Annotated in this window: 16 protein-coding genes, 2 tRNA genes and 1 pseudogene; 15 read left to right on the top strand and 4 right to left on the bottom strand. The window is 64.2% G+C overall.

Features of this window, described 5'->3' with window-relative positions; genetic code table 11:
* The first annotated feature begins 54 nt into the window (after positions 1–54).
* Entirely contained in the window at positions 55–4,173 is a 4,119-nt protein-coding gene (locus BQ7471_RS06635; RefSeq protein WP_076465105.1) for a prevent-host-death family protein, read from the top strand.
* Positions 4,170–4,391 (top strand): toxin, encoded by a 222-nt coding sequence (locus BQ7471_RS06630; protein WP_076465103.1) that lies wholly within the window; start codon positions 4,170–4,172, stop codon positions 4,389–4,391. Before BQ7471_RS06635 ends, BQ7471_RS06630 begins: the two co-directional genes overlap by 4 nt.
* Positions 4,392–4,447: 56 nt before the next feature.
* Here the strand turns inward: BQ7471_RS06630 and mscL are convergent, their stop codons facing one another.
* From mscL to BQ7471_RS06615, 3 genes are all read right to left on the bottom strand, one after another.
* Positions 4,448–4,831, bottom strand: a complete 384-nt coding sequence (gene mscL / locus BQ7471_RS06625) for a large conductance mechanosensitive channel protein MscL (RefSeq protein ID WP_076465102.1) — start codon at positions 4,829–4,831, stop codon at positions 4,448–4,450.
* Positions 4,832–4,855: 24 nt separating this feature from the next.
* Positions 4,856–5,473 (bottom strand): CpaB family protein, encoded by a 618-nt coding sequence (locus BQ7471_RS06620; protein WP_076465100.1) that lies wholly within the window; start codon positions 5,471–5,473, stop codon positions 4,856–4,858.
* A 106-nt stretch (positions 5,474–5,579) separates the two neighbouring features.
* Positions 5,580–6,218, bottom strand: a complete 639-nt coding sequence (locus tag BQ7471_RS06615) for a 5-formyltetrahydrofolate cyclo-ligase (RefSeq protein ID WP_235821252.1) — start codon at positions 6,216–6,218, stop codon at positions 5,580–5,582.
* Positions 6,219–6,256: 38 nt separating this feature from the next.
* Between BQ7471_RS06615 and BQ7471_RS06610 the strand changes: the two genes are divergently transcribed.
* The 11 genes and pseudogenes from BQ7471_RS06610 to BQ7471_RS11670 form a co-directional block, all read left to right on the top strand.
* The gene (locus BQ7471_RS06610) at positions 6,257–7,183 is read left to right on the top strand and encodes a UTP--glucose-1-phosphate uridylyltransferase (protein ID WP_205408267.1); all 927 of its coding nucleotides are present in this window, start codon (positions 6,257–6,259) and stop codon (positions 7,181–7,183) included.
* Positions 7,183–8,412: a molybdopterin molybdotransferase MoeA gene (locus BQ7471_RS06605; RefSeq protein ID WP_076465097.1), complete on the top strand. Its 1,230-nt coding sequence runs from the start codon at positions 7,183–7,185 to the stop codon at positions 8,410–8,412. Before BQ7471_RS06610 ends, BQ7471_RS06605 begins: the two co-directional genes overlap by 1 nt.
* A gap of 18 nt (positions 8,413–8,430) precedes the next feature.
* The gene (locus BQ7471_RS06600; protein WP_235821251.1) at positions 8,431–9,177 is read left to right on the top strand and encodes a GNAT family N-acetyltransferase; all 747 of its coding nucleotides are present in this window, start codon (positions 8,431–8,433) and stop codon (positions 9,175–9,177) included.
* A gap of 149 nt (positions 9,178–9,326) precedes the next feature.
* Positions 9,327–10,370 (top strand): hypothetical protein, encoded by a 1,044-nt coding sequence (locus tag BQ7471_RS06595; protein WP_076465096.1) that lies wholly within the window; start codon positions 9,327–9,329, stop codon positions 10,368–10,370.
* Between the two features lie 268 nt (positions 10,371–10,638).
* Positions 10,639–10,711: transfer RNA gene (locus BQ7471_RS06590), tRNA-Ala, on the top strand.
* A gap of 557 nt (positions 10,712–11,268) precedes the next feature.
* Positions 11,269–11,643 carry a 30S ribosomal protein S12 gene (gene rpsL, locus BQ7471_RS06585; protein WP_026460007.1) on the top strand — a complete coding sequence of 125 codons (375 nt, stop codon included), beginning with the start codon at positions 11,269–11,271 and terminating at the stop codon, positions 11,641–11,643.
* Entirely contained in the window at positions 11,643–12,113 is a 471-nt protein-coding gene (rpsG, locus tag BQ7471_RS06580; RefSeq protein ID WP_076465095.1) for a 30S ribosomal protein S7, read from the top strand. The genes rpsL and rpsG overlap by 1 nt, the downstream gene beginning before the upstream one ends.
* 91 nt (positions 12,114–12,204) lie before the next feature.
* The gene (gene fusA / locus BQ7471_RS06575) at positions 12,205–14,328 is read left to right on the top strand and encodes an elongation factor G (RefSeq protein WP_076465093.1); all 2,124 of its coding nucleotides are present in this window, start codon (positions 12,205–12,207) and stop codon (positions 14,326–14,328) included.
* A 217-nt stretch (positions 14,329–14,545) separates the two neighbouring features.
* Positions 14,546–15,733, top strand: coding sequence for an elongation factor Tu (tuf, locus tag BQ7471_RS06570; RefSeq protein ID WP_076465092.1), 1,188 nt, complete (start codon positions 14,546–14,548; stop codon positions 15,731–15,733).
* Between the two features lie 197 nt (positions 15,734–15,930).
* Positions 15,931–16,007 (top strand) — tRNA-Ile (locus tag BQ7471_RS06565).
* 957 nt (positions 16,008–16,964) lie between these two features.
* A pseudogene (locus BQ7471_RS11670) lies at positions 16,965–17,558 on the top strand (nucleotidyl transferase AbiEii/AbiGii toxin family protein); the annotation flags it as partial.
* Here the strand turns inward: BQ7471_RS11670 and BQ7471_RS11665 are convergent.
* Positions 17,488–17,958, bottom strand: coding sequence for a recombinase family protein (locus tag BQ7471_RS11665; protein ID WP_083663394.1), 471 nt, complete (start codon positions 17,956–17,958; stop codon positions 17,488–17,490). The pseudogene BQ7471_RS11670 and the gene BQ7471_RS11665 overlap by 71 nt on opposite strands.
* Positions 17,959–18,360: 402 nt before the next feature.
* Here BQ7471_RS11665 and rpoB point away from each other — a divergent pair, with 402 nt between their 5' ends.
* Both rpoB and BQ7471_RS06530 read left to right on the top strand, forming a co-directional pair.
* Positions 18,361–21,837, top strand: a complete 3,477-nt coding sequence (gene rpoB / locus BQ7471_RS06535; RefSeq protein WP_076465085.1) for a DNA-directed RNA polymerase subunit beta — start codon at positions 18,361–18,363, stop codon at positions 21,835–21,837.
* 15 nt (positions 21,838–21,852) lie between these two features.
* Positions 21,853–25,752 carry a DNA-directed RNA polymerase subunit beta' gene (locus BQ7471_RS06530; protein WP_076466221.1) on the top strand — a complete coding sequence of 1,300 codons (3,900 nt, stop codon included), beginning with the start codon at positions 21,853–21,855 and terminating at the stop codon, positions 25,750–25,752.
* The last annotated feature ends 72 nt before the right edge of the window (positions 25,753–25,824 follow it).

The raw sequence follows: 25,824 nt of genomic DNA, 5'->3' as shown, positions 1-25,824 counted from the left end.
TCTCTGCGGGCACGTCATACGGGCGGGCGGGGCACCGACCGGTACCGTGGAACCGTGGCTTCTAGTTTCTTCACTCGACACCCCCGCACTTCGGATGAGCATTCCGATGTGGCGTCCCAGGAGAGCGCCTCCCAAGGCGTAGGTGAACGCCTTGATGCTGCCCTGGCGGTGTGGAAGGAGGACCTTCAGCGCGTCACCCGCATCGAGGGTGAGGACGCCCCCAGGCTCACCATGAACCAGCCGCACCCCGGTGGCCTCGCCCAGCTCTACACCGACCACCCGACCAGGCTTTCACTGCTTATCCGCGAACCCGCCTCACACCTCAGAGCGGTGGAGCGCGTCCGAACCATTATGGCGCGTTCGAGAGAGCTGACCGCCCGCCACGGCCTCGGTCACATCCACATGTCGATCGGCCAAACGCGCTGGTTCGAGGGCGGCCGCGTATGCACCTCCGCCGCACTCCTGCGGCACGCGAGGCTCACCGAGAACGGTGGCGATGTCACCATCACCCTCCTGCCCGGATACGAACTCGACCCGCTCCTGGGGGCAGCACTCGAAGCGCGAGGAGTCGTCATCGACATTGACGGGCTCATCGCGAATGCGACCTCGCCCCACGGCTTCTCGTCATCGCACGCCATGTCCCAGCTGCGCAGCGCTGGAAGCGTCCTCGACCGCTTCGAGTTGCGAGACGAACTCATCCTCGGGATCTTCGAGCACCCCGCATCCAGGCTGCAGCGCGAATTTGACCACGCGGACCACATCCTCGCCTCGCCGATCGTGCGAGCCCTCGCCGGCGACGACGAGGCGAGGGCGAGTGTGCGTGCGCCCCTGCCCGCTCCGGACCCCACCGATCGCGACCCCTGGAAGGAACGGGGCGCGGGCGACCTCACCCCCCGCCAGCTCGACGTTGTCGAAGCGGTTGCCCAGGGCGCTTCCTTCCTCGTCGATGTTCCCCACGGCGCCGACGGCACCGCCCTCGTTGGCGCGATCCTCGCCGACGCCGGGGCGAGCGGACGCTCCACCCTGCACATCACCGGATCCCCGTCGCGCACGACCCGCGCCGAAGACCGGCTCCGCGAATTGGGCATCGGCGAAATGGCGACCCGCATCGATGCGACGACCGCATCGGGGGAGGAGTTGCGCGCCCGCTTACGCGACGCCATGGCGGACACCTCCCAAGTCGCCGACCTCACGGAGGTGGATGCGTTGCGCACGCAACTACGCGATGTGCGCGAGAAACTGTCCTCCTACACTTCCCACCTGCACCGTCCCTTCCGCGCTTTCGGAGTGAGCGCCTTCAACGCTCTGCAAGTCCTCACCGACCTCACCGGCGCACACCCGAGTCCGGCGACCCATGTTCGCCTGCGGGAAGACGTGCTCTTGGCGATCGCGCAGGACCAGGGCGCACACGCCCGCGCCCTTCTGCACGAGGCGTCGAGTCTGGGGATCTTCTCGCGCGCCACAGCGCACACCGCGTGGAAGGGCGTCGTCATCAACTCTGAGGAACAGGTTTCCGAAGTCCTTCAGAAGGTGACCCGCCTATCTGACGAACTTCTACCCGAACTGCGGGTCCGTATGGGAGTCATCGCCGCAGAAGCTGATATCGAGCCTGCCACGACGCTCAATGAGTGGTACGACCAGCTCTCCATGTTCGAGGGCGTGCGTGACGTTCTCGACATGTTCCAGCCGCAGATCTTCGAACGATCTGCCGCGGACATGGTGATCGCGACCGCGTCTAAGCAGTGGCGCGCCGCCCACGGCATTACGATGAAGCGCTCGGAGAGGGTCCGGCTCGTCAAACAGGCTGAGGATCTCGTCCGTCCGGGCGTCTACGTTGACGACCTGCATCGCAGGCTCCTGCTCGTTCAAGAGCACCGCGAAGCGTGGCGTAGTCAGTGCAATGCCGACGGTTGGCCGACGTTGCCCCAGCGTCTCGACGACGCGCGCGAACTCACCAAGCGCATCAGCGATGACCTCGCTTCCCTCGAACCCCAGTTCTCGACGGCCCACAAGAACTTCACGGAGATGAGCGTCGTGGACGTGGCCGAACTCTTCGATGCACTCGCCCATGACCCTGAGGGCGCCCGTGAGCTGCCCCGGCGCGTGTCGGTCCTCAAGAAACTCGGCGAGATCGGCTTGGCGCCGCTGGCGAACGACCTGCGCGAGCGCTTCGTCAGCGAGGGACTCATCGACGCGGAACTCGACCTCGCATGGTGGGCGTCGGTCCTCGGCATCATGCTCGCCGCCGAGCCAGAGCTCGGCGGATTCGACCCCGCCCGACTCGAAGAGATGCTCGCATCTGGGCGCGCCCTCGACGCTGAGCAGGTGCTCACACTTGCGCCGCAGGCGATCGGTCAGCTGCGCAGACTGCGCCTCCAGGCGATGGCGACCCGCCCCGATCAGGTGAATACCCTTGAGCGTGTCATCAAGCATGGGGGAGGTGCCGTCGAGGTCTTCAACTCGGTGCCGCTCGCGCGCCACCTCATTCCCATCGTGTTCACGGTCCCGACGCTCGTGCCGTTGATCGTCGGCCCGGGCCACCACGTCGATCTCCTCGTCCTCGATTCGGTCGATGAGCTGCCGCTCGCCGAGCTCATCCCGATTATCGCCCGCGCGAATCAGGTGGTCGTCCTCGCCGATATGTCGACCATTGACGAGGACGGTGCGAGCGCCGCACTGGCATCGATCCTCGAATCGGTGCGCATGGATGTCACCCCGACCAGGCTCAACGACCAGGTCGCGCTGCTGATGGCGCGCTACGGCGTCGACCACACGGGTGTCCCCGTCCCGTGGACATCCGCTGCAGCACCCGTGACGGCACTGTGGTGCGAAGGGACGGGCATGCCCGCTCCGGGGGCGCGTGCCGTTGAATCGACGCTGGCCGAAGTCGACGCAGTGGTCAACGAGGTCGTCGCCCACGCGGTCGAGCAGCCGGAACTCTCCCTCGGAGTCATCGCTCTCAATGAGAGGCACGCCGAGAGAATTCGTCAGGCGATCGCGCGCATCAGGGCGAGCGAACCCGGCCTCGCCGCCTTCTTCGACCAGGGGAGCGCAGAGCCCTTCGGAGTGGTCGGACCGGGTGAAACGCGCGGCTTCGAACGTGACCACATCATCATCTCCGTCGGTTTTGCGAAAACCCCGCATGGGCGCGTCATCCACGACTTCGGGGAGTTCTCACGCCCGCAGGGCAGTGCGATCATGGCGGATGCGTTACGGGCCGTCAGGGGCGACCTCACCATCGTCTCCTCGCTGAGAGCTTCCGACATCGACCGTTCGCGTCTGACGATGCAGGCCTGCCACATGCTCCTCGATCTCCTTGAAATTGCGGAGGGCCAGTCGGGCGAGGGCGCTGGGGCATGGCCGATCCTCGAGGCCGAGCCGGACCGCCTTCTCGTCGATCTCGCGGATCGGCTCTACGGCATGGGCCTGGAGGTCGTGGCCAATGTGGGGATCCCCGGCGGGATGCGCATCCCGCTGGCCATCGGGCACCCCGAGGCGCCCGGCAGGCTCCTCGTCGCCGTCCTTACCGATGATGACGCGTATGTCGCCGAGCCATCGCTGCGCGTGCGCGACCGTATGTGGCCGATGATGCTGGAAGCACAGGGGTGGAAGGTGCATACCGCGTTGTCGATGGCGGTGTTCATCGACCCCGCGAAGGAGACCGATACGATCGTCCAACTGGTCCTTGACGCGGTTGATGAGATCAATGGGAGCGCCGAGGATGCCGTCGTCGTCCCCGAGCGCGTCGAGATCGAACCGGAGCCGGAGGTCATCGTAGAGGAGTCCGCGCGCCTCGACGAGCTTGTCGCTCAGACCAGTGAGGCCCGTGAGCGCGTCGACGAACTCGAAACGGGAGTGCTCAACGTGGTCGTGGAGACGCAGCCTTCGCCCGCCAGGGGAGAGCGGCCAATGATCGCGACAGGCCTGCCCCTGGCTGCGTATTCGGATGACCAGCTCGACGAGATGGCGATGTGGGTCCGATCCGACGGCGTGGAGCGCACGCATGAGCAACTGGTGGAGGAGCTGCGCGAATCCCTGGGGATCACACGACGGGGCTTCCAATCGGATGCGGTGCTCGGCAATGTCGTGAAAAGGACGGAGTCGAGCAGCGACGACGGAACCGGGGGCGGGTCCGCTAAGCAGGACTTCCCCGTTGGGGATGATGAACGTTGAGCCCGTCAGGGGGGAAGAAGCCCCGCCGCGTCGCCGTCCACATTTCCGAGGTGGATCAGCGGCTCATCGACCGGGGGATTGCGCCCTCGTGGGAGGACACCGTCAACGAGGCAGACCTGCGGCCCGGCTCCATGGCCGATTCACCCGATCGTGGTGATAGTGCGAATGACCGTCGACTGCTCAACGACGTCCCCCCGCATTGGCAGGTGCGCGCCTGAACCTGATGGCGGCCCCGCACCATGTGGTGCGGGGCCGCCATGCGATCAGATGATGATCAGTTCTTGTTCGCGAGGAGGTCGCGGATCTCGGTGAGGAGTTTGGTCTCCTCCGAGGGCTCGTCGTCCTCTTCATCCTCGGTCGGACGCAGGTCCTGAACCTTCTTCATCGGAACGACAACCGCGAAGTAGACGGCGGCCGCAACGAGGAGGAAGTTGACGAGCGCGGTGAGGATGGTGCCCGGTTGGATCGGGTCGGAGCCGTTGATTGAGAAGGCGAGGACCGAATCGAAGTTCGGGGAGCCGACGACGGCACCGATGATGCCCATGATGACGTTGGTGACGGCTGTGACGATAGGGGTGAAGGCGCCGCCGATGATGACGGCGACAGCGAGGTCGATGACGTTTCCCTTGGAAATGAATTCCTTGAAACCTTGGATCATGAAGATCTCCTGTGTTCTGCCCCGCTAATCCTCATGGGATGGTCGTAGTGCGAGGCTTAGTGTTCCGGTCCCGGCGTGCCCGAGGACCAGTCGTACATCTGCCTCGTTCACGATGATGTCGAGTCGGGCAGTTGTAGACGACTCCCACGCGGGGGCGTCGCTGACTGACAGAGACGATATACAGGCGTCCTGCGCCAATAAAGCAGCCGAACAGACAAGTTCATCACAGTTCTGCGGCAGCCCCCATAGATCGACGTGATCACCGCCCTCCACCGGGGGGAGCTGTGTCTGATCCAACACGACGGAGACAATGGTTTTCCCAGGATTCAGACTGCGTCCGAGCACCGACCCCGATATAACGGACTCGGACAGGATGGTGCCCGCCTCCACCTGTCCGCCGGGCCACGACTGGGGCAGCGGATCATCTGGGGTGAGAGCATCGACGGGCCGGGCCCGATCGGGGACTCGCACACGGGCGATGACATCGGGGGAGAGGACGTCCCCGTGGGAGAGAGCGCGGGTGAGAACGAGGACGTCGGTTCCGCGCGAGCACGCGATGAGGGTGAGGCAGCTCGCCGCCAGCGCGGCGGCGAGGACGAGTAGCACCGTGCGCCACAAACGCCACGACTTCACAAAGGTCATGGGACATAGTGTGATGCCCCTTCCCTTCCGCTTCCATGGCGTCGGCCCCGCCCTGTGGATGACCCTTCGACCCCACTGCATCCTGTGGAGGGCGGGCGCTGTGCATTCAGCGGAACACGTGATAGCCGGAGGGCGTGATGACGGCGTCGACACTGCGGTCATGGGCCTGCGTCGGCAGCGTCTGGGAACTCACTTCGTCGTCGAAGACGACGGCGATGAGTGGGGCGCGTGGGCGGGCATGACGGAGCGCCCGGTCGTACCAGCCGCCTCCTTGACCCAGGCGATTCCCCCTCAGATCCACTGCGAGGGCGGGTACGAGGATGATGTCGGCCCGCGCGAGCCCGCTCGCTGTGAGCCTGAGACCCCCGGGCTGGGAGGGGCCCCGACCGGATGGGTCCACGAGTTCCTCTCCCCGATGCCACAGCGCCCATGCAGGCTCGGGCAGGGGACGCCCGACATTGTCGGCGACCACGGGGAGCAGGCACTCGTCATAGGCTGCGAGGATGGGACGCACATCCGGTTCCGTTCGCGTGGGAACGAAGAGGGCGGGCAGAGCGGGGGTGGCGGCGCCGAGCGCCTCCACAGTCGTCAACCAGTGCGCGAGCAGCATCGATGGTGGCCTCAACGGTAGAGAGTTGATCGATCCGGAGCCCCTTTGCTCGTCTTGCGCGTGGGCGTCGCGGTGCACCCGCGCGAAGCGCGACGCTCGAATCGTGGTACGAATGCGAGCCTTTTCCGCGTTCATAGCCCACGACCTCCTCATCAATGGCTAATGTGGTCATCATGACAGATCGTAAGCAGCCAGTCGTGCACGCCGTTGTCCCTGCAGCAGGGCGTGGAACCCGCTTCCTGCCCATCACCAAGTCGGTCCCCAAGGAGATGCTCCCCATCGTGGACCGCCCCTCCATCGAGTACATAGTCGAAGAGGCGACCGAGTCAGGCATTACCGACATGCTCTTCGTGACGCGCGCCAATAAGCAGTCCATTGAGGACTACTTCGATGCGGAGCCGGGATTGGAGGCGGATCTCGCTAAAGCCGGGAAGACCGCCGCACTCGACGTCGTCAACGAGTATAAGAGGTTCGCGCGCATCCACTCGGTCCGCCAAGGCCGCCCCCTCGGCCTCGGCCACGCGGTCCTTCAGGCGCGCCACCACATCGGCGACGCCCCCTTCGCAGTGCTTCTGCCCGATGACCTCATGGAGCCCGGTGCCAAGCTCCTGCGCCGCATGATCGAGGTGCGTCAGGCCCTCGGCGGCAGTGTCGTCGCCCTCATGAGGGTCACCCCGGAGCAGGCGACCGCCTACGCCTCCACCGCTGTCACGCCGCTGCCGATCCCCGAGGGCGTCAACCTTGACGAGGGCGACCTCATGCGCATCGACGAGGTCGTGGAGAAGCCGCCGCTCGACGAGGTTAAGTCCGAGTACGCCGTCATCGGCCGCTACCTGCTCGACCCTGCCGTCTTCAATGCTCTCGAGCAGATCGAACCCGGAGCCGGAGGCGAATACCAGCTCACCGACGCCTATGCGAAGATGATCGACCTGGATCCCGACCAGGGCGGCGGACTTTACGGCGTCGTCGTCAACGAGCGACGTTTCGACACGGGCGACAAACTCGGGTACCTCGAAGCGAATATCGCCCTCGCCCTCGCCGACCCCGAGCTGGGCCCGGCGCTGCGCGAGTACATTCGGACCGAAGTGGATAAGGGCTGATGCGCTCAGTCGCTGATTTCTACCAGGACTGCCTGGGCGCCGTCGCACAGCAGCCCCCGCTGGAGGTCCAGCTCGCCGACGCCGTGTCCTGCGTGCTCGCAGAAGACGTGGAAGCGGCCTTCGACCTTCCTGTCGCCGACCTCGCGGCATGCGATGGCTACGCGGTGCGTTCCGAAGACCTGGATGGTGCGCGCCCCGACGCCCTCGTCGAGTTGCCGGTGACCGAGGAGATCCGCGCAGGCGATATCAACCCCGCGGCCCTCGTCCCGGGGACGGCGATCCGTATCGCGTCGGGCGCTCCCGTCCCCGCGGGCGCCGACTGCGTCATCTCCCTCGATTTCACGGACCGCGGCGTCGCCCACGTGCGGGTGCGGACCCAACCCGCGATCGGTGAGAACATCCGCCGCAAGGCCGAGGACGTCGCCGAGGGGACGATCGTTCTGCGCAGGGGGACTAGAGTCGGAGCGCGCCAAGTCGCACTCCTCGCCGGAGTGGGGCGCTCGCGCGTCCTCGTCCATCCCAGGCCGCGCGTTGTCATCTTGTCCATCGGCGACGAGATCGTCGAACCGGGGCGAAAGGCGAGGCCCGGGACCGTCTTCGATGCGAATGGGCACGCCCTGTCAACGGCGATTGCGGACGCGGGCGCACAGACTTTCCGCGTCGCAGCTGTGCCCGACGAGCGTCATATCTTACGTGACACCATCGAAGATCAGTTGGTCCGCGCCGACCTGGTCCTCACGACGGGAGGTATTTCCTACGGGTCGGGGGACACCGTCCGCGAGGTACTCGGAGCGGTCGGCACCGTCCGTTTCGACAATGTTGCCGCCTGGCCGGGCCATATCCTCGGCGTCGGAACCGTCGGCGGCGATCAGGACGGCGGGGGCGCGATCCCGATCTTCTGCCTCCCCGGCGACCCCGTGTCCGCGCAAGTGTGCTTCGAGGTGTTCGTCCGCCCGGCGTTGCGCCATATGCAGGGGTGGACGCAACTGACGCGGCCGTCGGTGCGCGCAGTCGTCGACCGATCCTGGTACTCGCCTAGGGGGCGCCGCGAATTCGTGAGGGTCCGCCTCGTCGGTGACCCCAAGTCGGGGTATCAGGCGAAGGTCATGGGCGCGCCAGCCTCCCTGCTGCTCAGCGCACTTGCGGAGTCCAATGCGCTCGCGGTCGTCCCGGAGGGGACGACGAATGTTCGGGCGGGGGATGTTTTGCAGTGCATGGTGCTGGAATGACCGGGGTGTGAACGGCCGGTGAGCGGATTGCTGCGCCCCTTCGCACGGGTGTGGGGGCGAAGCCTCGCGGAGTTGACCCTCGAGGTCCCCGATCCCATCGGCAGGGGCTTCCTCCATCGGCCGATTGCGGGTCGCGGATTCGTCAGCGCCGACGCGGAGCCGGTGGTTGCGCCCTCCTCGGCGCAACCGGCACTGGTGCGGCTGCGTCCCGTGTGGGGGCGCGATCACTGGCGGGTCGACGACGTCCGACGGGTGAATCACGACTGGCTCGCCCCATGGGATGCGACCCTTCCACCGGGGACGGATGATGAACTATCCGATATCGGCGCCTACGCCAGGAGAACCGACCGCGACCAGTCCAAGAAGCGGGCTCTTGTCATGTTGGCGGAGATCGACGGGGAGATCGCGGGACAGTTCTCACTGTCGAATGTCGTGCACGGTGCGATGTCACAGGGAATGCTCGGCTATTGGATGTGCGAGAGATGGGCCGGATGGGGAGTGGGCTCCCTGTGCACGGCTCTCATGATCGACCTCGTCATCGGTGAACTCGGGCTGCATCGTATTGAGATCGACGTGCGGCCCGAGAATGGCCCGTCGATGGGCCTGTGCCGAAAGCTGGGGCTCCACTTAGAGGGGCTCCGCCCGCGGTTCATGCACATCGCAGGCAAGTGGGCGGATCATCACTGCTTCTCGATCGACGCCGAGTCCCTGCCCGAGGGCGGCCTGGTGCGCGCCGTGTGGGGAGGGGACGCGACGCTCCTTTGATGACAGGAGCTGCAGGTTTTCCACTCCGCCTGTGACTGGTGTTGCACATGTGACTACTGTGACGATTGTGTGTGACGTCCAAGTGATAGATGGCCAACACGAGGGCCTCGTAGAGCGAGATTGATGAAGCCACCGCATACGGTAGGAGCGTGCTCATCGGGGGAATCGTCATCATTGCGGCGGCCATTACGCTCGCATCCATGATTCCCCTGCTCGTCGCCCGTCAAACGGCGATCACGCAGACCCGAGAAGGGGACCGGTACTCCTCTCGACTGCGTCTGCTCGACACACGTGAAGAACCCGTGCCCGACACCTGCCACAGCGCTTCGACCCCGCTGCTGGCCCAGCCCCGGGCACTGTCAGTGGGAAACGGAGACGACATGGACCAGGGATCAGCGCAGCGCCCCCGACTCCGCGTCAGCCATCGGACCAATGTCAACGTCCGCGAGATTGCGAAGCTCCGTGCGCGCCGAGCGGCGAGGTTGTCCAGTGAGGCCGCTGCAGTTCGCAGGCGCCTTGTCATTTCCGGATTGCTGGCGGTGGCCACGCTGGTCCTCGCCCTCGTCGCCGCGTTGACGAGTCTGTCGTGGTACTGGTTCGCAGTGCCGGGCGCCCTCTTCGTCGCCTCTATGGTCGCCTCGCGCGTCGCCGCGATCCGATCCCAGAAGATGAACGAGGCGGAGATCCAATTGCTCAACGAACTCAAGGGCGTTTCGCAGCGCTCCGGGGCGGGGCGCACCAGCGTCCTTGAAGAGGCGACGACGCCAGCGAGCGCCCCCGAACCCGTGCCAGCGAGCGCCCCCGAACCCGTGCCAGCGAGCGAACCGGCGCCGATGCTCGCCGCCCCCGTGATCCCTGAGACAGCCCCGGAGCCACTCTTGGTTGAAGCGGAGCCGGTCGTCGAGACTGCCGAAGACGAGGATCTTCTCCCGGACACCGCCTCCGTCGAGCGCAAGACGTGGAGCGTGTCCTACGTCCCGGCTCCGAGCTACGCGATGCGCGGCAGGGTTGCGGGGCGCGCCGTTCACGCCGACACGGACCTTCGCGGCATTCCGAAGGTTGCAGCGCGCGTTCCCGCCCGCCCCCTCGAGGCCTCCGTGCCGCCGACCGGTTTGATGTCCACCGAAGAGGTCGTCGAACAGGGCATTGCCCTCGATCTCAACGCCGTCTTGGAGGCGCGCCGCGCACAGTAGCACCGGCCCCAGATCTCGGCGTTGATCCCACGGTGAACCCGCAGAATCGCACACAGTTTCTCTGATTGTCATTGCGCTTCGCTCTGTTCGAACTGCGTATTCGCAGGTCATGGAGGGTAGAGGGTGTTGCGGAGTATATGATGCGATGAAAACTGTGTGCGTTTGTACGGGTGAGCGCTGTCGCAGTGACGTGACGCTTCTCAATCTCCTCGGCCCGGATACGGTTTAGCGCTCGATGGGAGAGTGGTGCTATGCTTTCCGGGTACCTGGGGCTATGGCGCAGTTGGTAGCGCGTCTCGTTCGCAATGAGAAGGTCAGGGGTTCGAATCCCCTTAGCTCCACAATCCGTAGCCCGAACGGCATGAGCCGCTCGGGCTCTTCTCTTCGTGTGACGCTGCCGATCAAACGGGCTGGTCCTGTTGCGGAGTCGATCGTGCTGATTGCAGTCGATATTCTGCCCTGATTCCGGCTCCGCGCGCCAGGACCGATTCCGCATGCCGACCCGGGGAGCCGGAGGCGGCCGTAATACCCGGATTTTGTGCGCTTAAGGTCACGTGTGCGCCCTTTGACCTTACTCGCGCCGACCCCCTAAACTTGAGGGCGGTTCCCGTGGCTTCACGGGTCTCCTTCACCGGGTACATTCCGGTGGATCGGCCATCGGCCGATGTCGTCGGCTCCGGCCGACAGCGGGCTCCGTCCGTCGGAGCTCCGGGCGTCATTCTCTGACCCGGCCCCGCACCGGCTCCGGCAGTGCGGACACGTCCCGTCATCATGGCGCACCGGCCCCAGGCGGATATCTGTGCGTCCGCGAGAGGGGATCCGTCAGCCATGGATGACTGACAACAAGGGCCCAGCGCCATAGGCGAGGGGCCGCCGACGGAAAGAAACTGGAGACCCAGTGCCTACCATTCAGCAGCTCGTCCGCAAGGGCCGCAGCTCGAAGCGCTCGAAGGTGAAGACCCCGGCGCTCAAGGGCTCGCCCCAGCGTCGCGGCGTGTGCACCCGCGTGTACACCACGACCCCGAAGAAGCCGAACTCCGCCCTTCGTAAGGTCGCCCGTGTACGTCTGTCCTCCGGCATCGAAGTGACGGCGTACATCCCCGGTGAGGGCCATAACCTGCAGGAGCACTCGATCGTGCTCGTCCGCGGTGGTCGTGTCAAGGACCTCCCGGGCGTCCGCTACCGCATTGTCCGCGGGTCGCTCGACACCCAGGGCGTTCGTAACCGCAAGCAGGCGCGTTCCCGTTACGGCGCGAAGAAGGAGAAGAAGTAATGCCTCGTAAGGGCCCCGCTCCTAAGCGTCCCCTCGTCGACGATCCGGTCTACGGCTCGAAGGTCGTCACCCAGCTGGTCAACCGCGTCCTCCTGGACGGCAAGAAGACCGTCGCCGAGCGCATCGTTTACGGCGCTCTGGAGACCGTGCGTGCGCGCACCGAGCAGGACCCGGTGTCCGTGCTCAAGCGCGCTCTTGACAACATTCGCCCCGCCCTCGAGGTGCGCTCCCGCCGAGTCGGCGGCGCCACCTACCAGGTTCCGGTCGAGGTCCGCCCTGCGCGCGCCACGACGCTCGCCCTGCGCTGGCTGGTCGACTTCTCGCGCCAGCGTCGCGAGAAGACGATGACCGAGCGTCTTGCGAATGAGATCCTGGATGCGTCCAACGGTCTCGGCGCCGCTGTCAAGCGTCGCGAGGACATGCACAAGATGGCCGAGTCGAACCGCGCGTTCGCCCACTACCGCTGGTGATCGCATGTGACGAGGGCGGCCGTAGTCGTCCTCGTCGCTGTGAATCCGACCAGCGAACTTCACAATCACTTCGAGCGAAGGAATCGCACTCGTGGCACTAGAGGTGCTTACGGACCTCAATAAGGTTCGCAACATCGGCATCATGGCTCACATCGATGCCGGCAAGACCACCGTGACGGAACGCATCCTGTTCTACACGGGTATCAACTACAAGCTCGGTGAGACGCACGACGGCGCCTCCACCACCGACTGGATGGAACAGGAGAAGGAGCGCGGCATTACGATCACGTCCGCTGCTGTCACCTCCTTCTGGAATGACAACCAGATCAATATCATCGACACCCCCGGCCACGTGGACTTCACGGTCGAGGTCGAGCGCTCCCTGCGCGTGCTCGACGGCGCCGTCGCAGTCTTCGACGGCAAGGAGGGCGTTGAGCCCCAGTCCGAGACCGTGTGGCGCCAAGCCGACAAGTACGAGGTCCCCCGCATCTGCTTCATCAACAAGATGGACAAGATGGGCGCCGACTTCTACTTTTCCGTCTCCACCATCAAGGACCGCCTCCACGCGACCCCGATCGTCATGCAGCTGCCCATCGGCGCTGAAAACGACTTCGAGGGGCAGATCGACCTGCTCACCATGGAGTCGCTGCGCTACCCGGCTAAGGACGACAAGGGCGATCCCACCTTCGGATCCGTCATCGTTCGCGGCCCGATTCCCGAGGATCTGCAAAAGCGCGCCGAAGAGTACCGCGAGGCCATGATGGAAGCGGCCGCCGAGGGTTCCGACGAGCTCACCGAGGCCTACCTCGAGAACGGTGAACTGACCATCGAGCAGATCAAGGAGGGCATCCGCGCCCTCACGGTAGCCGGCAAGGCGTTCCCGGTTTACTGCGGCACCGCTCTGCGCAACATGGGCGTCCAGCCCGTGCTCGACGCGGTCGTCGACTTCCTGCCCTCCCCCCTCGACATCGAGTCGGTCAAGGGCTTCAAGCCGAATTCGGACGACGAGGAGAAGACTGAGTCGCGCCTTCCCGACGAGAAGGAGCCCTTCTCAGCTCTCGCATTCAAGGTTGCGGCTCACCCGTTCTACGGCAAGCTCACCTTCGTGCGCGTCTACTCCGGCAAGGTTGAAGCGGGCTCCCAGGTCCTCAATGCGACTAAGGGTAAGAAGGAGCGCGTCGGCAAGATCTTCCAGATGCACTCCAACAAGGAGAACCCGGTCGATCAGGCACACGCCGGGCACATCTACGCCGTCATCGGCCTCAAGGACACCACGACCGGCGATACGCTCTGCGCGATCGACAAGCCGATCGTCCTCGAGTCGATGACCTTCCCCAAGCCCGTTATCCAGGTCGCCGTTGAGCCGAAGTCGAAGGCCGACCAGGAGAAGATGGGTGTGGCGATCCAGAAGCTCGCAGAAGAGGACCCGACCTTCACGGTTGAACTCGACCCGGAGACCGGGCAGACCATTATCGGTGGCATGGGCGAACTCCACCTCGACATCATCGTCGACCGCATGCGTCGCGAGTTCAAGGTCGAGGCCAACGTCGGCGCCCCGATGGTCGCCTACCGCGAGACGATCCGCAAGACGGTTGAGAAGTATGAGTACACGCACAAGAAGCAGACCGGCGGCTCCGGTCAGTTCGCGCGTGTCATCATCGCTCTCGAGCCGCTCCCCGCAGATGCCGAGGAAGAATACGAGTTCGAGGACAAGGTCACCGGCGGCCGCGTCCCGCGCGAGTACATCCCCTCGGTCAGCGCGGGCATCCAGGATGCCATGGGCTCCGGTATTCTCGCCGGATACCCGATGGTCGGCATCAAGGCGACGCTCCTCGACGGTGCGTACCACGAGGTCGACTCCTCTGAAATGGCGTTCAAGATCGCTGGGTCCATGGCACTGAAGGAGGCCGCGAAGAAGGCCAATCCGGTGATCCTCGAACCGATCATGGCCGTCGAGGTCCGTACTCCGGAGGAGTACATGGGCGACGTCATCGGCGACCTCAACTCCCGCCGCGGTGCGATCTCGTCCATGGACGAGCAGCACGGCGTTCGCGTCGTCAAGGCGCAGGTTCCGCTGTCGGAGATGTTCGGATATGTCGGCGATCTGCGTTCCAAGACGCAGGGGCGCGCGGTGTACTCGATGGAGTTCGACAGCTACGCCGAGGTCCCGCGCAATGTCGCGGAAGAGATCATCGGCAAATCTCGGGGCGCGTGAGTCCCACGGGGTCCGTTAGCCCACTTCTCTCCGCACTCGAAGGTGTCGTCCCCGTTCGCCGGCTGATCCGGCTGACGAGGGCGGCCCCCGGGGCGGGGCGGCGGTGAGCGAGCGACCTCACACCAATAGAAAACCCTGTAGGTTTCATGCCCTCTGGGTGTTAGAGTGACACCTAGCCCTAGGCTGAAAAACACTACCCGAGTCCAGGAGGACACAAGTGGCGAAGGCCAAGTTCGAGCGCAGCAAGCCGCACGTCAACATCGGCACCATTGGTCACGTTGACCACGGCAAGACCACGCTCACCGCAGCGATCACCAAGGTTCTGCACGACAAGTACCCCGAACTGAACGATTTCACCCCGTTCGACCAGGTCGACAACGCTCCCGAGGAGCGCGAGCGCGGCATCACCATCAACGTTTCCCACGTTGAGTACCAGACCGAGGCGCGTCACTACGCGCACGTTGACGCCCCCGGCCACGCCGACTACGTCAAGAATATGATTACCGGTGCCGCTCAGATGGATGGCGCGATCCTCGTTGTCGCCGCCACCGACGGCCCGATGGCCCAGACCCGCGAGCACGTCCTGCTCGCCCGTCAGGTCGGCGTCCCCACCATCCTCGTCGCCCTCAACAAGGCTGACATGGTTGACGACGAGGAAATGATGGAACTGGTTGAGGAGGAGTGTCGCGATCTTCTGGAGTCTCAGGACTTCGATCGTGACGCCCCGATCATCCAGGTGTCCGCTCTCAAGGCCCTCGAGGGCGATCCTCAGTGGATTGCCAAGATCGAGGAGCTCATGGAGGCGGTCGACACCTTCATTCCGACCCCCGAGCGCGACATGGACAAGCCGTTCCTCATGCCGATCGAGGACGTCTTCACCATCACCGGTCGTGGCACCGTTGTCACCGGTCGTGTCGAGCGCGGCAAGCTGCCGATCAACTCCGAGGTCGAGATCCTCGGCATCCGCGAGCCGCAGAAGACCACGGTCACCGGCATCGAGATGTTCCACAAGTCGATGGACGAGGCGTGGGCGGGCGAGAACTGCGGCCTGCTCCTGCGCGGCACTAAGCGTGACGAGGTTGAGCGCGGCCAGGTCGTCGCCATCCCCGGCTCGATCACCCCGCACACCAACTTCACCGGCCAGGTGTACATCCTCAAGAAGGAAGAGGGCGGTCGCCACAACCCGTTCTTCTCCAACTACCGTCCCCAGTTCTACTTCCGTACCACGGACGTGACCGGCGTCATCACCCTCCCCGAGGGCACCGACATGGTCATGCCCGGCGATACCACTGAGATCACCGTTGAACTGATCCAGCCCATCGCCATGGAGCCGGGTCTCGGTTTCGCCATCCGTGAGGGTGGCCGCACGGTCGGTTCAGGTCGTGTGACCGCCATCGCGAAGTGATCCCTTCCGCTTCGATGCCGTCGCTGATGCGGGGCATCGGAGCCGGATGACACTCGTGTCCTAGCGGACCGCAGGGGCCGCCGCCCCCATTCGGGGCGGCGGCCCCTGCACACCTCCTAATCGTTCCCGGCGGGAGCGACCGGCTCGTCCCAAGAGTCGAAGATGAAAAGGCGCCGTGAACCCGTTACCCTATGAGGGCCCCAATAGCTCAGTCGGTCAGAGCAGCGGACTCATAATCCGTCGGTCGTCGGTTCAAGCCCGACTTGGGGCACCAACGCCCCCACCCGCACGGCGGACAGGGCAGGCGCATGCCAACCTGGCTTGAATGGGGCTGGGACCCATCCCCCGTTCCCGTCTGGGGTGGGCATGAGGTCGTCAATGGAGACGCCGGAGCGTGCTGCGAGGACGGCCAGTTCTTCGGCGCTCCACTTTGCGCGGTCGTAGAGGCGGTTGGAGGATGACGTACGCCCGGTTGATGCGTCTCGCGAAACTGGGGGAGATTCCATCCATTCAGTACGGGGCGGGAGCACGCCGGTTTTTCCTAATCTCGGACCTTGCTGAATATGCGCGAGCGTCCGGTTTCGAACTGGACCTGGTTTCGAGGAAGTCCGATGCGGGGTGCAACACTCGGCCGACAGGAGGGCGTTGATCACCGTCTGCAGCAACGAGCGCATCAGATCCACGGAGGCCTGCCCCAAAGCCTGGCTCAGCACAGCAGCAGGGTCGACAATATGAGGGGTGGCCATCGTGAAGATGTCCTTTCAGTGGGTTGTCGGAGATTCCTCGAAGAACCGCCCGGTGACCGCGCCCACACTCAAGTACGGGCCGATGACCACCGGCTGCCGCCAGCCGCTACCCCATCACGCTACACTGAACACACCAAGAGACCACGAGAAGGAAGGGGCACACCCATGAGCGGACGCATCACGTATCGTGGGACAAAACCCTTCTGCCTCCCCACATCCCTCGACGAACTCCAGGGGCCAACGACAGGAACAATCCACTTACCTATCCATTTGTGCTGGACGCCAGGTGACCGCATCTTCAACCTCGCAGAATATGGGGATGCACTCATCGTCTATCAATGCGTTATCGCAGAGGGAACTGTGCAAGACCAGCGGGAGTTCCTCAACCACTCCCTGCTCACCAAACTGTGGCCATACCTGCACCTTGACGTCATGATCATCGCTGCCTGGGAACACGCATTCGAATCGTTACGAGGAAAGAACGAATGGGGACGAATCCGTACAGCGAACAACGCCTCCTCATCGCCCACGCCCTTGATGCGATCGGAGACGCTCACTTCGCCCTAGCTGGCTCGGGAGCCATCCGCGAGCATGGACTCATTACTCGCGGCACCCAAGACGTTGACCTGTTCACCGTCGCCGAAGCGATCGACAGGTTTCCCCGCGCTGTCTCAACCCTCGTCGATCACCTTAGCAACCGTGGCTACCACGTGATGATCCGGCGTCAAAACCCAACGTTTAGCGAACTTGCCGTCACAACCCCCGCTGGAACGGATCTTCAAGTCGACTTAGGCATCGATTGGCGAGCCCACGCCCCCGCGCACCTCGAGATCGGACCCGTTCTCGACCTCGAGGACGCTGTCGGCAACAAACTCGCAGCCCTCTACTCACGGGGATACTCGCGCGACTATCTCGACGTCGACGCAATCCGTTCCACGGGCATATTCACCGACACTCAGCTCATCGAACTCCTCCAACAACGCGACAAGGGCTACGACCGCGAATACTTCACTCAATGCCTACGCTGCGCAAGGCGCCTGACAGTACGCGAAGTTGCCGACTACGGAATCGATGCCACACAACTAAGAGAGATCCAACGTCGCTTCGTCGCATGGGCCGACAATATTGATGATCAGCGCGGTGACATGTCCCCTGGAATGCGTGAAGTCCTACGAGTAATCCCACACTCCAGGCTTCCAACACGCTCCACCCCGCCCCCGATGCCCACTCACGGGCCGACCCCAGCACAACCCGCCCCTGCGCTCGAGCGCGCACCAGACCCCTGCGCGTATTCTCCCGAATCGTGGAAACCCGAAGCTGGGCCAGCACAGCCATAATCCCAATGATCGCCTCACCCATCGGCGTGGTCGCATCAACATTAAGAAAAGGCTCAGTCAGCGAGATGAGTCGAATCCCGCGACGGCCGAACTCATGGATCGCCTCGATCTCGATCGGAACATGATGACGTTGAGTACTCATGGTCCTCAACGTTTCCGTCTACGTGAAAACGGCGGGAACCAGCGTCCGTTGCTGGCAATGCTGGCACCGCTGGCATACGTGGCAATGCTGGCAAATAGGTAAAAAGTTGAAAACTGGAAAGACAAGGCGAGGAAGTCGCATGCGGCTTCGAATCCGTCGGGTGTCGGTTCAAGCCCGACTTGGGGCGCCAGATGGTATTATCACGACTCGGCGTGAAACTCAACACATATGACTGACAGTGTTGAGAGGGCTGGTGTATTTGCCTACGATGATTTTTTGCGCCTTATTGTGCCCGAGGTGAGCCGTACCCACCCGCTGTATCAGGCGCTGAGCGGGAAGGGCGGTGTCAGATAATGGGTCGAAGGCGTGCGCGCGCACCGAAAATGCAGGGAAGGATCCCCTTTGGCTGCCAGTAGCACTGCCAACCAGTCCAGGAACCGTATCTCATTCGCCAAACTCCGCGAACCCCTCCAGGCGCCGAGCCTTCTCGGCCTTCAGGTGGAGAGCTTCGATTGGCTGCTGGGCAATGACGCGTGGAAGGCACGCGTCGACGCCGCGAAGGCGCAGGGGCGTACCGACGTCCCCGACGTATCCGGACTTGAAGAGATCTTCGCAGAGCTCTCACCGATCGAAGACATCGGCCAGACCATGTCCCTCTCGTTCCGGGATCACCGTTTGGAACGTCCGAAGTATTCCATCGAAGAGGCGAAGACCAAGGACTACACGTACTCCGCTCCGATGTACGTGACCGCCGAGTTCATGAACTATGAGACCGGCGAGATCAAGGGCCAGACGGTATTCATGGGGGACTTCCCCCTGATGACCCCCCGCGGCACCTTCATCATCAATGGCACCGAACGCGTTGTCGTCTCCCAGCTCGTCCGTTCCCCGGGCGTCTACTTCGAGCGCACTTCCGATCGTTCCTCCGACCGTGAGACCTTCGGCGCGAAGATCATCCCCGGCCGCGGCGCATGGCTCGAATTCGAGATCGACAAGCGCGACTCCGTGGGCGTGCGCATCGACCGCAAGCGCAAACAGCCGGTCACCCACTTCCTCAAGGCGATCGGCATGACCGAGTCGGAGATCCGCGATACCTTCGCCGACTATCCGGTCCTGCTCGAAACCCTCGAGAAAGACACGGTGAAGACCCAGGAAGAGGCCCTGCTCGACATCTACCGCAAGCTCCGCCCCGGCGAGCCCGCGAACGTCGACTCCGCGCAGGCCCTCCTCAACAACTTCTACTTCGATTCGAAGCGTTACGACCTAGCGAAGGTCGGCCGCTACAAGATCAACAAGAAGCTCGCCGTTGATGCCGATCCGAAGGAATCAGTCCTCACCCTTGAGGACATCATCGCGACCGTCAAGTACCTCCTCGCCTTGCACAAGGGAGACACAACCTTCTCAGGCCTGCGCGCGGGCGAGTCGGTCGAGGTCCGCGTCGAGGCCGACGACATCGATCACTTCGGCAACCGCCGCATCCGCGCCGTCGGCGAACTCATTCAGGCTCAGGTCCGCACGGGCTTGGCCCGCATGGAGCGCACGGTGCGCGAGCGCATGACGACGCAGGAGGCCGATTCGATCACTCCTCAGTCGCTCATCAATATCCGTCCGGTCGTCGCCGCGATCAAGGAGTTCTTCGGGACTTCCCAGCTTTCCCAGTTCATGGATCAGAACAATCCGCTGGCGGGTTTGACCCACAAGCGCCGCCTGTCGGCGCTGGGCCCGGGAGGCTTGTCGCGTGACCGCGCCGGCATGGAGGTCCGTGACGTGCACCCGTCGCACTACGGCCGCATGTGTCCGATCGAGTCCCCTGAAGGCCCGAACATTGGCCTCATCGGCTCGCTGGCGACCTTCGCCCGCATCAACCCCTTCGGTTTCATCGAGACGCCGTACCGCGTGGTGCGCGACGGCACGGTGACCGACGAGGTCGAGTATCTCACCGCGGACGACGAGTTCTCGCACTACATCGCGCAGGCCTCGTCCCCGCTCACCGATGACGGCATCTTCGAAGAGGAACACGTCTTGTGCCGTGTCGCTGGCGAGGATCCGACGCTGATCGCCCGCGATCGCGTCGACTACATGGACGTGTCCGCTCGCCAGATGGTCTCCGTCGCGGCCGCATTCATCCCCTTCCTCGAACACGATGACGCGAACCGAGCACTCATGGGCGCGAACATGCAGCGCCAGGCCGTTCCGCTGCTCACCACGGAGGCGCCGCTGGTCGGCACCGGCATGGAGCGTCGCGCGGCCGAGGACTCCGGCGAGATGATCCTCGCCGCGAACTCCGGCGTCGTGACCGAGATATCCGCCGACCTCATTGTGGTCTCCACCGACGAGGGCGGGCGCGACACCTACCGCCTGGAGAAGTTCGAGCGATCGAATCAGGGCAACTGCACGAACCAGCGTGTGCTCGTCAACGAGGGCGACCGCGTCGAGGCCGGAATGGTCCTCGCCGACGGCCCCGCCACCGACAACGGCGAAGTGGCGCTCGGCAAGAATCTCCTCGTCGCCTATATGTCGTGGGAGGGCCTCAACTACGAGGATGCGATCATCTTGTCGCGCCGCGTCGTCGAGGAGGACGTTCTCACCTCGATTCACATCGAGGAGTACGAGGTCGACGCCCGCGAGACGAAGCTCGGCGAGGAAGAGATCACCCGCGACATCCCGAATGTCTCCGAGGACTCCCTCGCAGATCTCGACGAGCGCGGCATCATCCGCATCGGCGCCGAAGTGACCGCGGGCGACATCCTGGTCGGCAAGGTCACCCCGAAGGGCGAGACCGAGTTGACTTCCGAAGAGCGCCTCCTGCGCGCCATTTTCGGCGAGAAGGCCCGCGAGGTCCGCGACACGTCGCTGCGCGTTCCCCACGGCGAGGAGGGAATCGTCATCGGCGTTCGCGAGTTCAACGATGAGGAGGACGACCTCAATCCGGGAGTACGCCAGACCGTACGCGTCTACGTCGCGCAGCGCCGCAAGATCACCATCGGTGACAAGATGGCTGGCCGTCATGGGAACAAGGGCGTCGTCTCGAAGATCCTGCCCGTCGAGGACATGCCGTTCCTCGAGGATGGGACCCCGGTCGACATCATCCTCAATCCGCTGGGCGTCCCCGGTCGTATGAACGTCGGCCAAGTGCTCGAATACCACCTCGGCTGGCTCGCTCACCAGGGCTGGGATGCTTCGAAGGCCGTCGAGTCCGGTGAAGAATGGACGCGCCACCTGCCCGCCGATGGCATCACTGCGGCGCCCGATTCGCTCGTCGCCACACCCGTCTTCGACGGCCTCGAGGCCGACGAGCTCGCGGGACTGTTGCGCAATGTCAACCCGAACCGCGACGGCGAGCGCCTCACGAACGAGCAGGGCAAGGCTCGACTCTTCGACGGGCGCTCCGGCGAGCCATTCCCGTACCCGATTGCGGTCGGCTACACGTACATGCTGAAGCTCCACCACCTTGTCGACGACAAGATCCACGCCCGTTCGACGGGTCCGTACTCGATGATCACGCAGCAGCCGTTGGGCGGTAAGGCCCAGTTCGGCGGCCAGCGCTTCGGAGAGATGGAGGTGTGGGCGCTGGAGGCCTATGGCGCCGCCTACGCCCTCCAGGAGCTCTTGACCATTAAGTCGGACGACACGACCGGCCGCGTCAAAGTGTATGAGGCGATCGTCAAGGGCGAGGACATTCCCGAGCCCGGTATCCCCGAGTCCTTCCGCGTTCTCATTCAGGAGATGCGCTCGCTGTGTCTCAACGTCGAAGCCCTCGACGCAGCCGGCAATGCCATCGACCTGCGCGACCAGGACGAGGACTTCAATGCGCGCGAGGATCTCGGCATCACCCTTGATGCCCGTCCGAACGCCGCGGCGACCATCGATGCGATCTGATAGGGAGTAATGACTTTGCTGGACGCCAAAACGTTCGACAGCCTGAAGATCACCCTGGCCACGAGCGATGACATCGCATCGTGGTCCCACGGTGAGGTGAAGAAGCCGGAGACCATCAACTACCGCACGCTCAAGCCCGAACGCGACGGCCTGTTCGGTGAGCAGATCTTCGGTCCCACGCGCGACTGGGAGTGCGCGTGCGGCAAGTACAAGCGCGTGCGCTACAAGGGCATCATTTGTGAGAAGTGCGGTGTCGAGGTCACTCGGTCCAAGGTGCGCCGCGAGCGAATGGGTCACATCGACCTCGCCGCCCCCGTCACCCACATCTGGTATTTCAAGGGCGTTCCCTCGCGCCTGGGCTACGTGCTGAATCTTGCGCCGAAGGACCTCGAAAAGGTCATCTATTTCGCCGCATACATGATCACCGAGGTCGATGAGAAGGGGCGCGACGAGGATCTCGTCGATCTGCGCTCCGAACTCGAGGTTCAGAAGAAGCAGATGGAGAATCACCGCGATTCGGCCACCAACGAGTTCGCCGAGAAGACCGAGGCAGACCTCGCCGCCCTCGAAGCTGAAGGCGCTTCCGCCGCCGAGCGCGAGAAGGTGCGCAAGAACGCCGAGAAGGAAATGGCGAAGATCCGCAGGCGCTTCGACGGCGACATCGACGGCCTCGAAGCCGTCTGGGAGCGTTTCAAGAATCTCAAGGTCGGTGACCTTGAGGGCGATGAGCGCCTCTACCGTTCGATGGTCGCCCGCTACGGCACCTACTTCAAAGGCGATATGGGCGCGGCCGCCATTCAGAAGCGCCTCGAGACCTTTGATCTCGCTGCCGAGGTGGAGGCCCTGCGCCAGACCATCGCCTCCGATTCCGGGCCCCGCAAGGCCCGCGCCATCAAACGCCTCAAGGTCATCAACGCCTTCGTCGTCACAGGCAACTCCCCGGCGTCGATGGTGCTCACAAAGATTCCCGTCATCCCGCCGGATCTTCGCCCGATGGTTCAGCTCGACGGCGGCCGCTTCGCGACCTCGGACCTCAACGACCTGTACCGTCGCGTCATCAACCGCAATACGCGACTCAAGCGTCTCCTCGAACTCGGGGCCCCCGAGATCATCGTGAACAACGAGAAGCGCATGCTTCAGGAGTCCGTTGACGCCCTCTTCGACAATGGCCGCCGTGGGCGCCCCGTGGCGGGTCCCGGCAACCGTCCCCTTAAGTCCATATCGGATATGCTCAAGGGCAAGCAGGGCCGGTTCCGTCAGAACTTGCTCGGCAAGCGCGTCGACTACTCGGGTCGAAGTGTCATCGTCGTCGGCCCCCAGCTCAAGCTCCACCAGTGCGGCCTGCCCAAGCAGATGGCGCTCGAGCTGTTCAAGCCCTTCGTCATGAAGCGCCTCGTCGAGAAGAACTACGCGCAGAACGTCAAATCGGCTAAGCGCAAGGTCGAGCGCCAGCGGCCCGAGGTGTGGGACGTCCTCGACGACGTCATCCGCGAGCACCCGGTGCTGCTCAACCGCGCGCCCACGCTGCACCGTCTGGGCATCCAGGCGTTCGAGCCCCAGCTCATCGAGGGCAAGGCCATCCAGTTGCACCCCCTGGCGTGCGGCGCCTTCAACGCCGACTTCGACGGCGACCAGATGGCGGTCCACCTGCCGCTGGGCGCCGAGGCGCAAGCCGAGGCCCGCATTCTCATGCTCTCGACGAACAACATCCTCAAGCCTTCCGACGGGCGCCCCGTGGCGATGCCGTCGCAAGACATGATCATCGGCCTGTTCCACCTGACCTCCGATCCGGATCCGTCCGTGGAGGTCACCACGGATACGGGCGGTAACCCGATCATCCCGTCCTTCTCGAGTGCCGCCGAGGCGCGCATGGCCTTCGATAATGGCGATCTCGACCTCAATGAGGCGGCTCTCATTCGCTTTGAGGGCATCGTGCCGCCCTCCGACTGGCGGGCGCCGGAGGGATGGGAGCCCGGCGATGACGTGACCCTGGTGACGTCGCTCGGCCGCGCGCTGTTCAACGAACTGCTCCCGGTCGACTACCCCTTCGTCAACGAGGTCGTCGGCAAGAAACAGCTGGGCGACATCGTCAATGCCCTTACCCAGCACTACCCGAACGTCCTCGTCGCCGAGTGCCTCGATGCGCTCAAGTCCGCGGGCTTCCACTGGTCGACTTGGTCCGGTATCACGATCGCCTTCTCCGACATCCAGGCCTCCCCACGCAAGGAGGAGATCCTGGCCCGCTATGAGGCGCAGGCCGCTGCGATCCAGGAGCAGTTCGAAACGGGCATCATCCTCGAGGAGACCCGTTACGAGGAACTCGTCAAACTGTGGCTGCAGTGCACCGAAGAGGTCGCGAACGATATGCGCTCGAACTTCGACGAGCGCAACACCGTGTACCGCATGGTCTCCTCCGGGGCGCGAGGTAACTGGAGCCAGGTGCAGCAGATCGCGGGCATGCGCGGTTTGGTGTCCGACCCAAGGCAGAAGCTCATCGAGCGCCCGATCAAGGCGAACTACCGTGAGGGCCTGACCGTTCTCGAGTACTTCATCGCGACCCACGGCGCCCGCAAGGGTCTTGCCGATACGGCGCTGCGAACTGCCGAGTCCGGTTACCTCACTCGTCGCCTCGTTGACGTCTCCCAGGATGTCATCGTGCGCGAGGCAGATTGCGGCACCCGCCAGGGCGTCAAGATCGCGATCGCGCAGAAGAACGACGCAGGCGAGTGGGAGGCGTTGGAGACGGTTGACACGACCGCCTACGCGCGTAACCTCGCCCGCGATGCGGTGGGCGAGGACGGTGAGGTTGTCTTCCCCGCGGGGACGGATCTGGGCGATGACGAGCTTGCGGCACTTGCACGGGCGGGCGTCGTAGAGATCGTGTGCCGTTCGGTGCTCACCTGTGAGTCGCAGGTCGGCACCTGCGCCGCGTGCTACGGGCGCTCCTTGGCCACCGGCAAGCAGGTCGACATCGGCGAAGCCGTCGGCATCATCGCCGCTCAGTCGATCGGCGAGCCCGGAACCCAGTTGACGATGCGTACTTTCCATACGGGCGGTGCGGCCTCGGCTGCGGATATCACGCAGGGTCTTCCCCGCGTTCAGGAGCTCTTCGAGGCCCGCACTCCGAAGGCCGAGGCGAAGATGAGCGAGGCCGCAGGACGCGTCCACATTGACGACGAGGATCCTGCGGTGCGTCGCATCGTCATTACCCGTGATGACGCGAAGGAGGACGACGTCATCGAGGTGTCGCGTCGCCAGAAGCCGTTGGTCGCCGAGGGCGAGCATATCGAGGCGGGCACACCGCTCACCGAGGGACAGCTCGACCCGAAGGAGGTCGTGCGCATCATGGGTCGATCCGTCGCCCAGAAGCAGCTCGTCGACGAGGTCCAGAAGGTGTACCGTGATCAGGGCGTGGGCATCCACTCCAAGCACATCGAGGTCATCGTGCGCCAGATGATGCGCCGCGTCACCATCCTCGAGCCGGGCGACACGTCTTTCATGCCGGGCGAGCTCGTCGACCGGATGGCGTACCTTGCGCAGAACCGTCGGGTCGCCGCCGAGGGCGGACAACCCGCGTCGGGCCGCCAGATGCTCATGGGCATCACGAAGGCGTCCTTGGCGACGGACTCGTGGTTGAGCGCCGCCTCCTTCCAGGAGACGACGAAGGTTCTCACTGAGGCAGCGATGAACGGAAAGTCCGATGCTCTGGTCGGCCTGAAGGAGAACGTCATCCTCGGTAAGCTCATCCCCGCCGGAACCGGCTTGTCCCGCTACAACCGAGTGCGCGTCGAGCCCACCGCGGATGCGCTGGCCAACTCCAACTACACGGAGATGGACTTCCAGGACGGTATCGTGTCCGAGGACTTCCTCGATGCTCTCGGATCGATCGACTTCGGTATGACGTTCCGCGATTGATCATCCGCCCGGCGTTCACTGTGTGAACGTCGGGACAGGGGCCCTGCACTGGTCGAGTGCAGGGCCCCTGCG

Origin of the sequence: Actinomyces mediterranea, assembly GCF_900155595.1 — a bacterium.
Lineage (GTDB): Bacteria > Actinomycetota > Actinomycetes > Actinomycetales > Actinomycetaceae > Pauljensenia > Pauljensenia mediterranea.
Note: the sequence above shows the minus strand (reverse complement) of the source record. Positions and strands in the feature narration are given on the sequence as shown.

What these genes read in the sequence shown, in the direction of transcription:
- mscL (WP_076465102.1), bottom strand. Translation starts at nt 4,831, where the DNA reads ATGATCCAAGGTTTCAAGGAATTCATTTCCAAGGGAAACGTCATCGAC.
- BQ7471_RS06620 (WP_076465100.1), bottom strand. Translation starts at nt 5,473, where the DNA reads ATGACCTTTGTGAAGTCGTGGCGTTTGTGGCGCACGGTGCTACTCGTC.
- BQ7471_RS06615 (WP_235821252.1), bottom strand. Translation starts at nt 6,218, where the DNA reads ATGAACGCGGAAAAGGCTCGCATTCGTACCACGATTCGAGCGTCGCGC.
- BQ7471_RS06610 (WP_205408267.1), top strand. Translation starts at nt 6,257, where the DNA reads ATGACAGATCGTAAGCAGCCAGTCGTGCACGCCGTTGTCCCTGCAGCA.
- BQ7471_RS06605 (WP_076465097.1), top strand. Translation starts at nt 7,183, where the DNA reads ATGCGCTCAGTCGCTGATTTCTACCAGGACTGCCTGGGCGCCGTCGCA.
- rpsG (WP_076465095.1), top strand. Translation starts at nt 11,643, where the DNA reads ATGCCTCGTAAGGGCCCCGCTCCTAAGCGTCCCCTCGTCGACGATCCG.
- BQ7471_RS11665 (WP_083663394.1), bottom strand. Translation starts at nt 17,958, where the DNA reads ATGAGTACTCAACGTCATCATGTTCCGATCGAGATCGAGGCGATCCAT.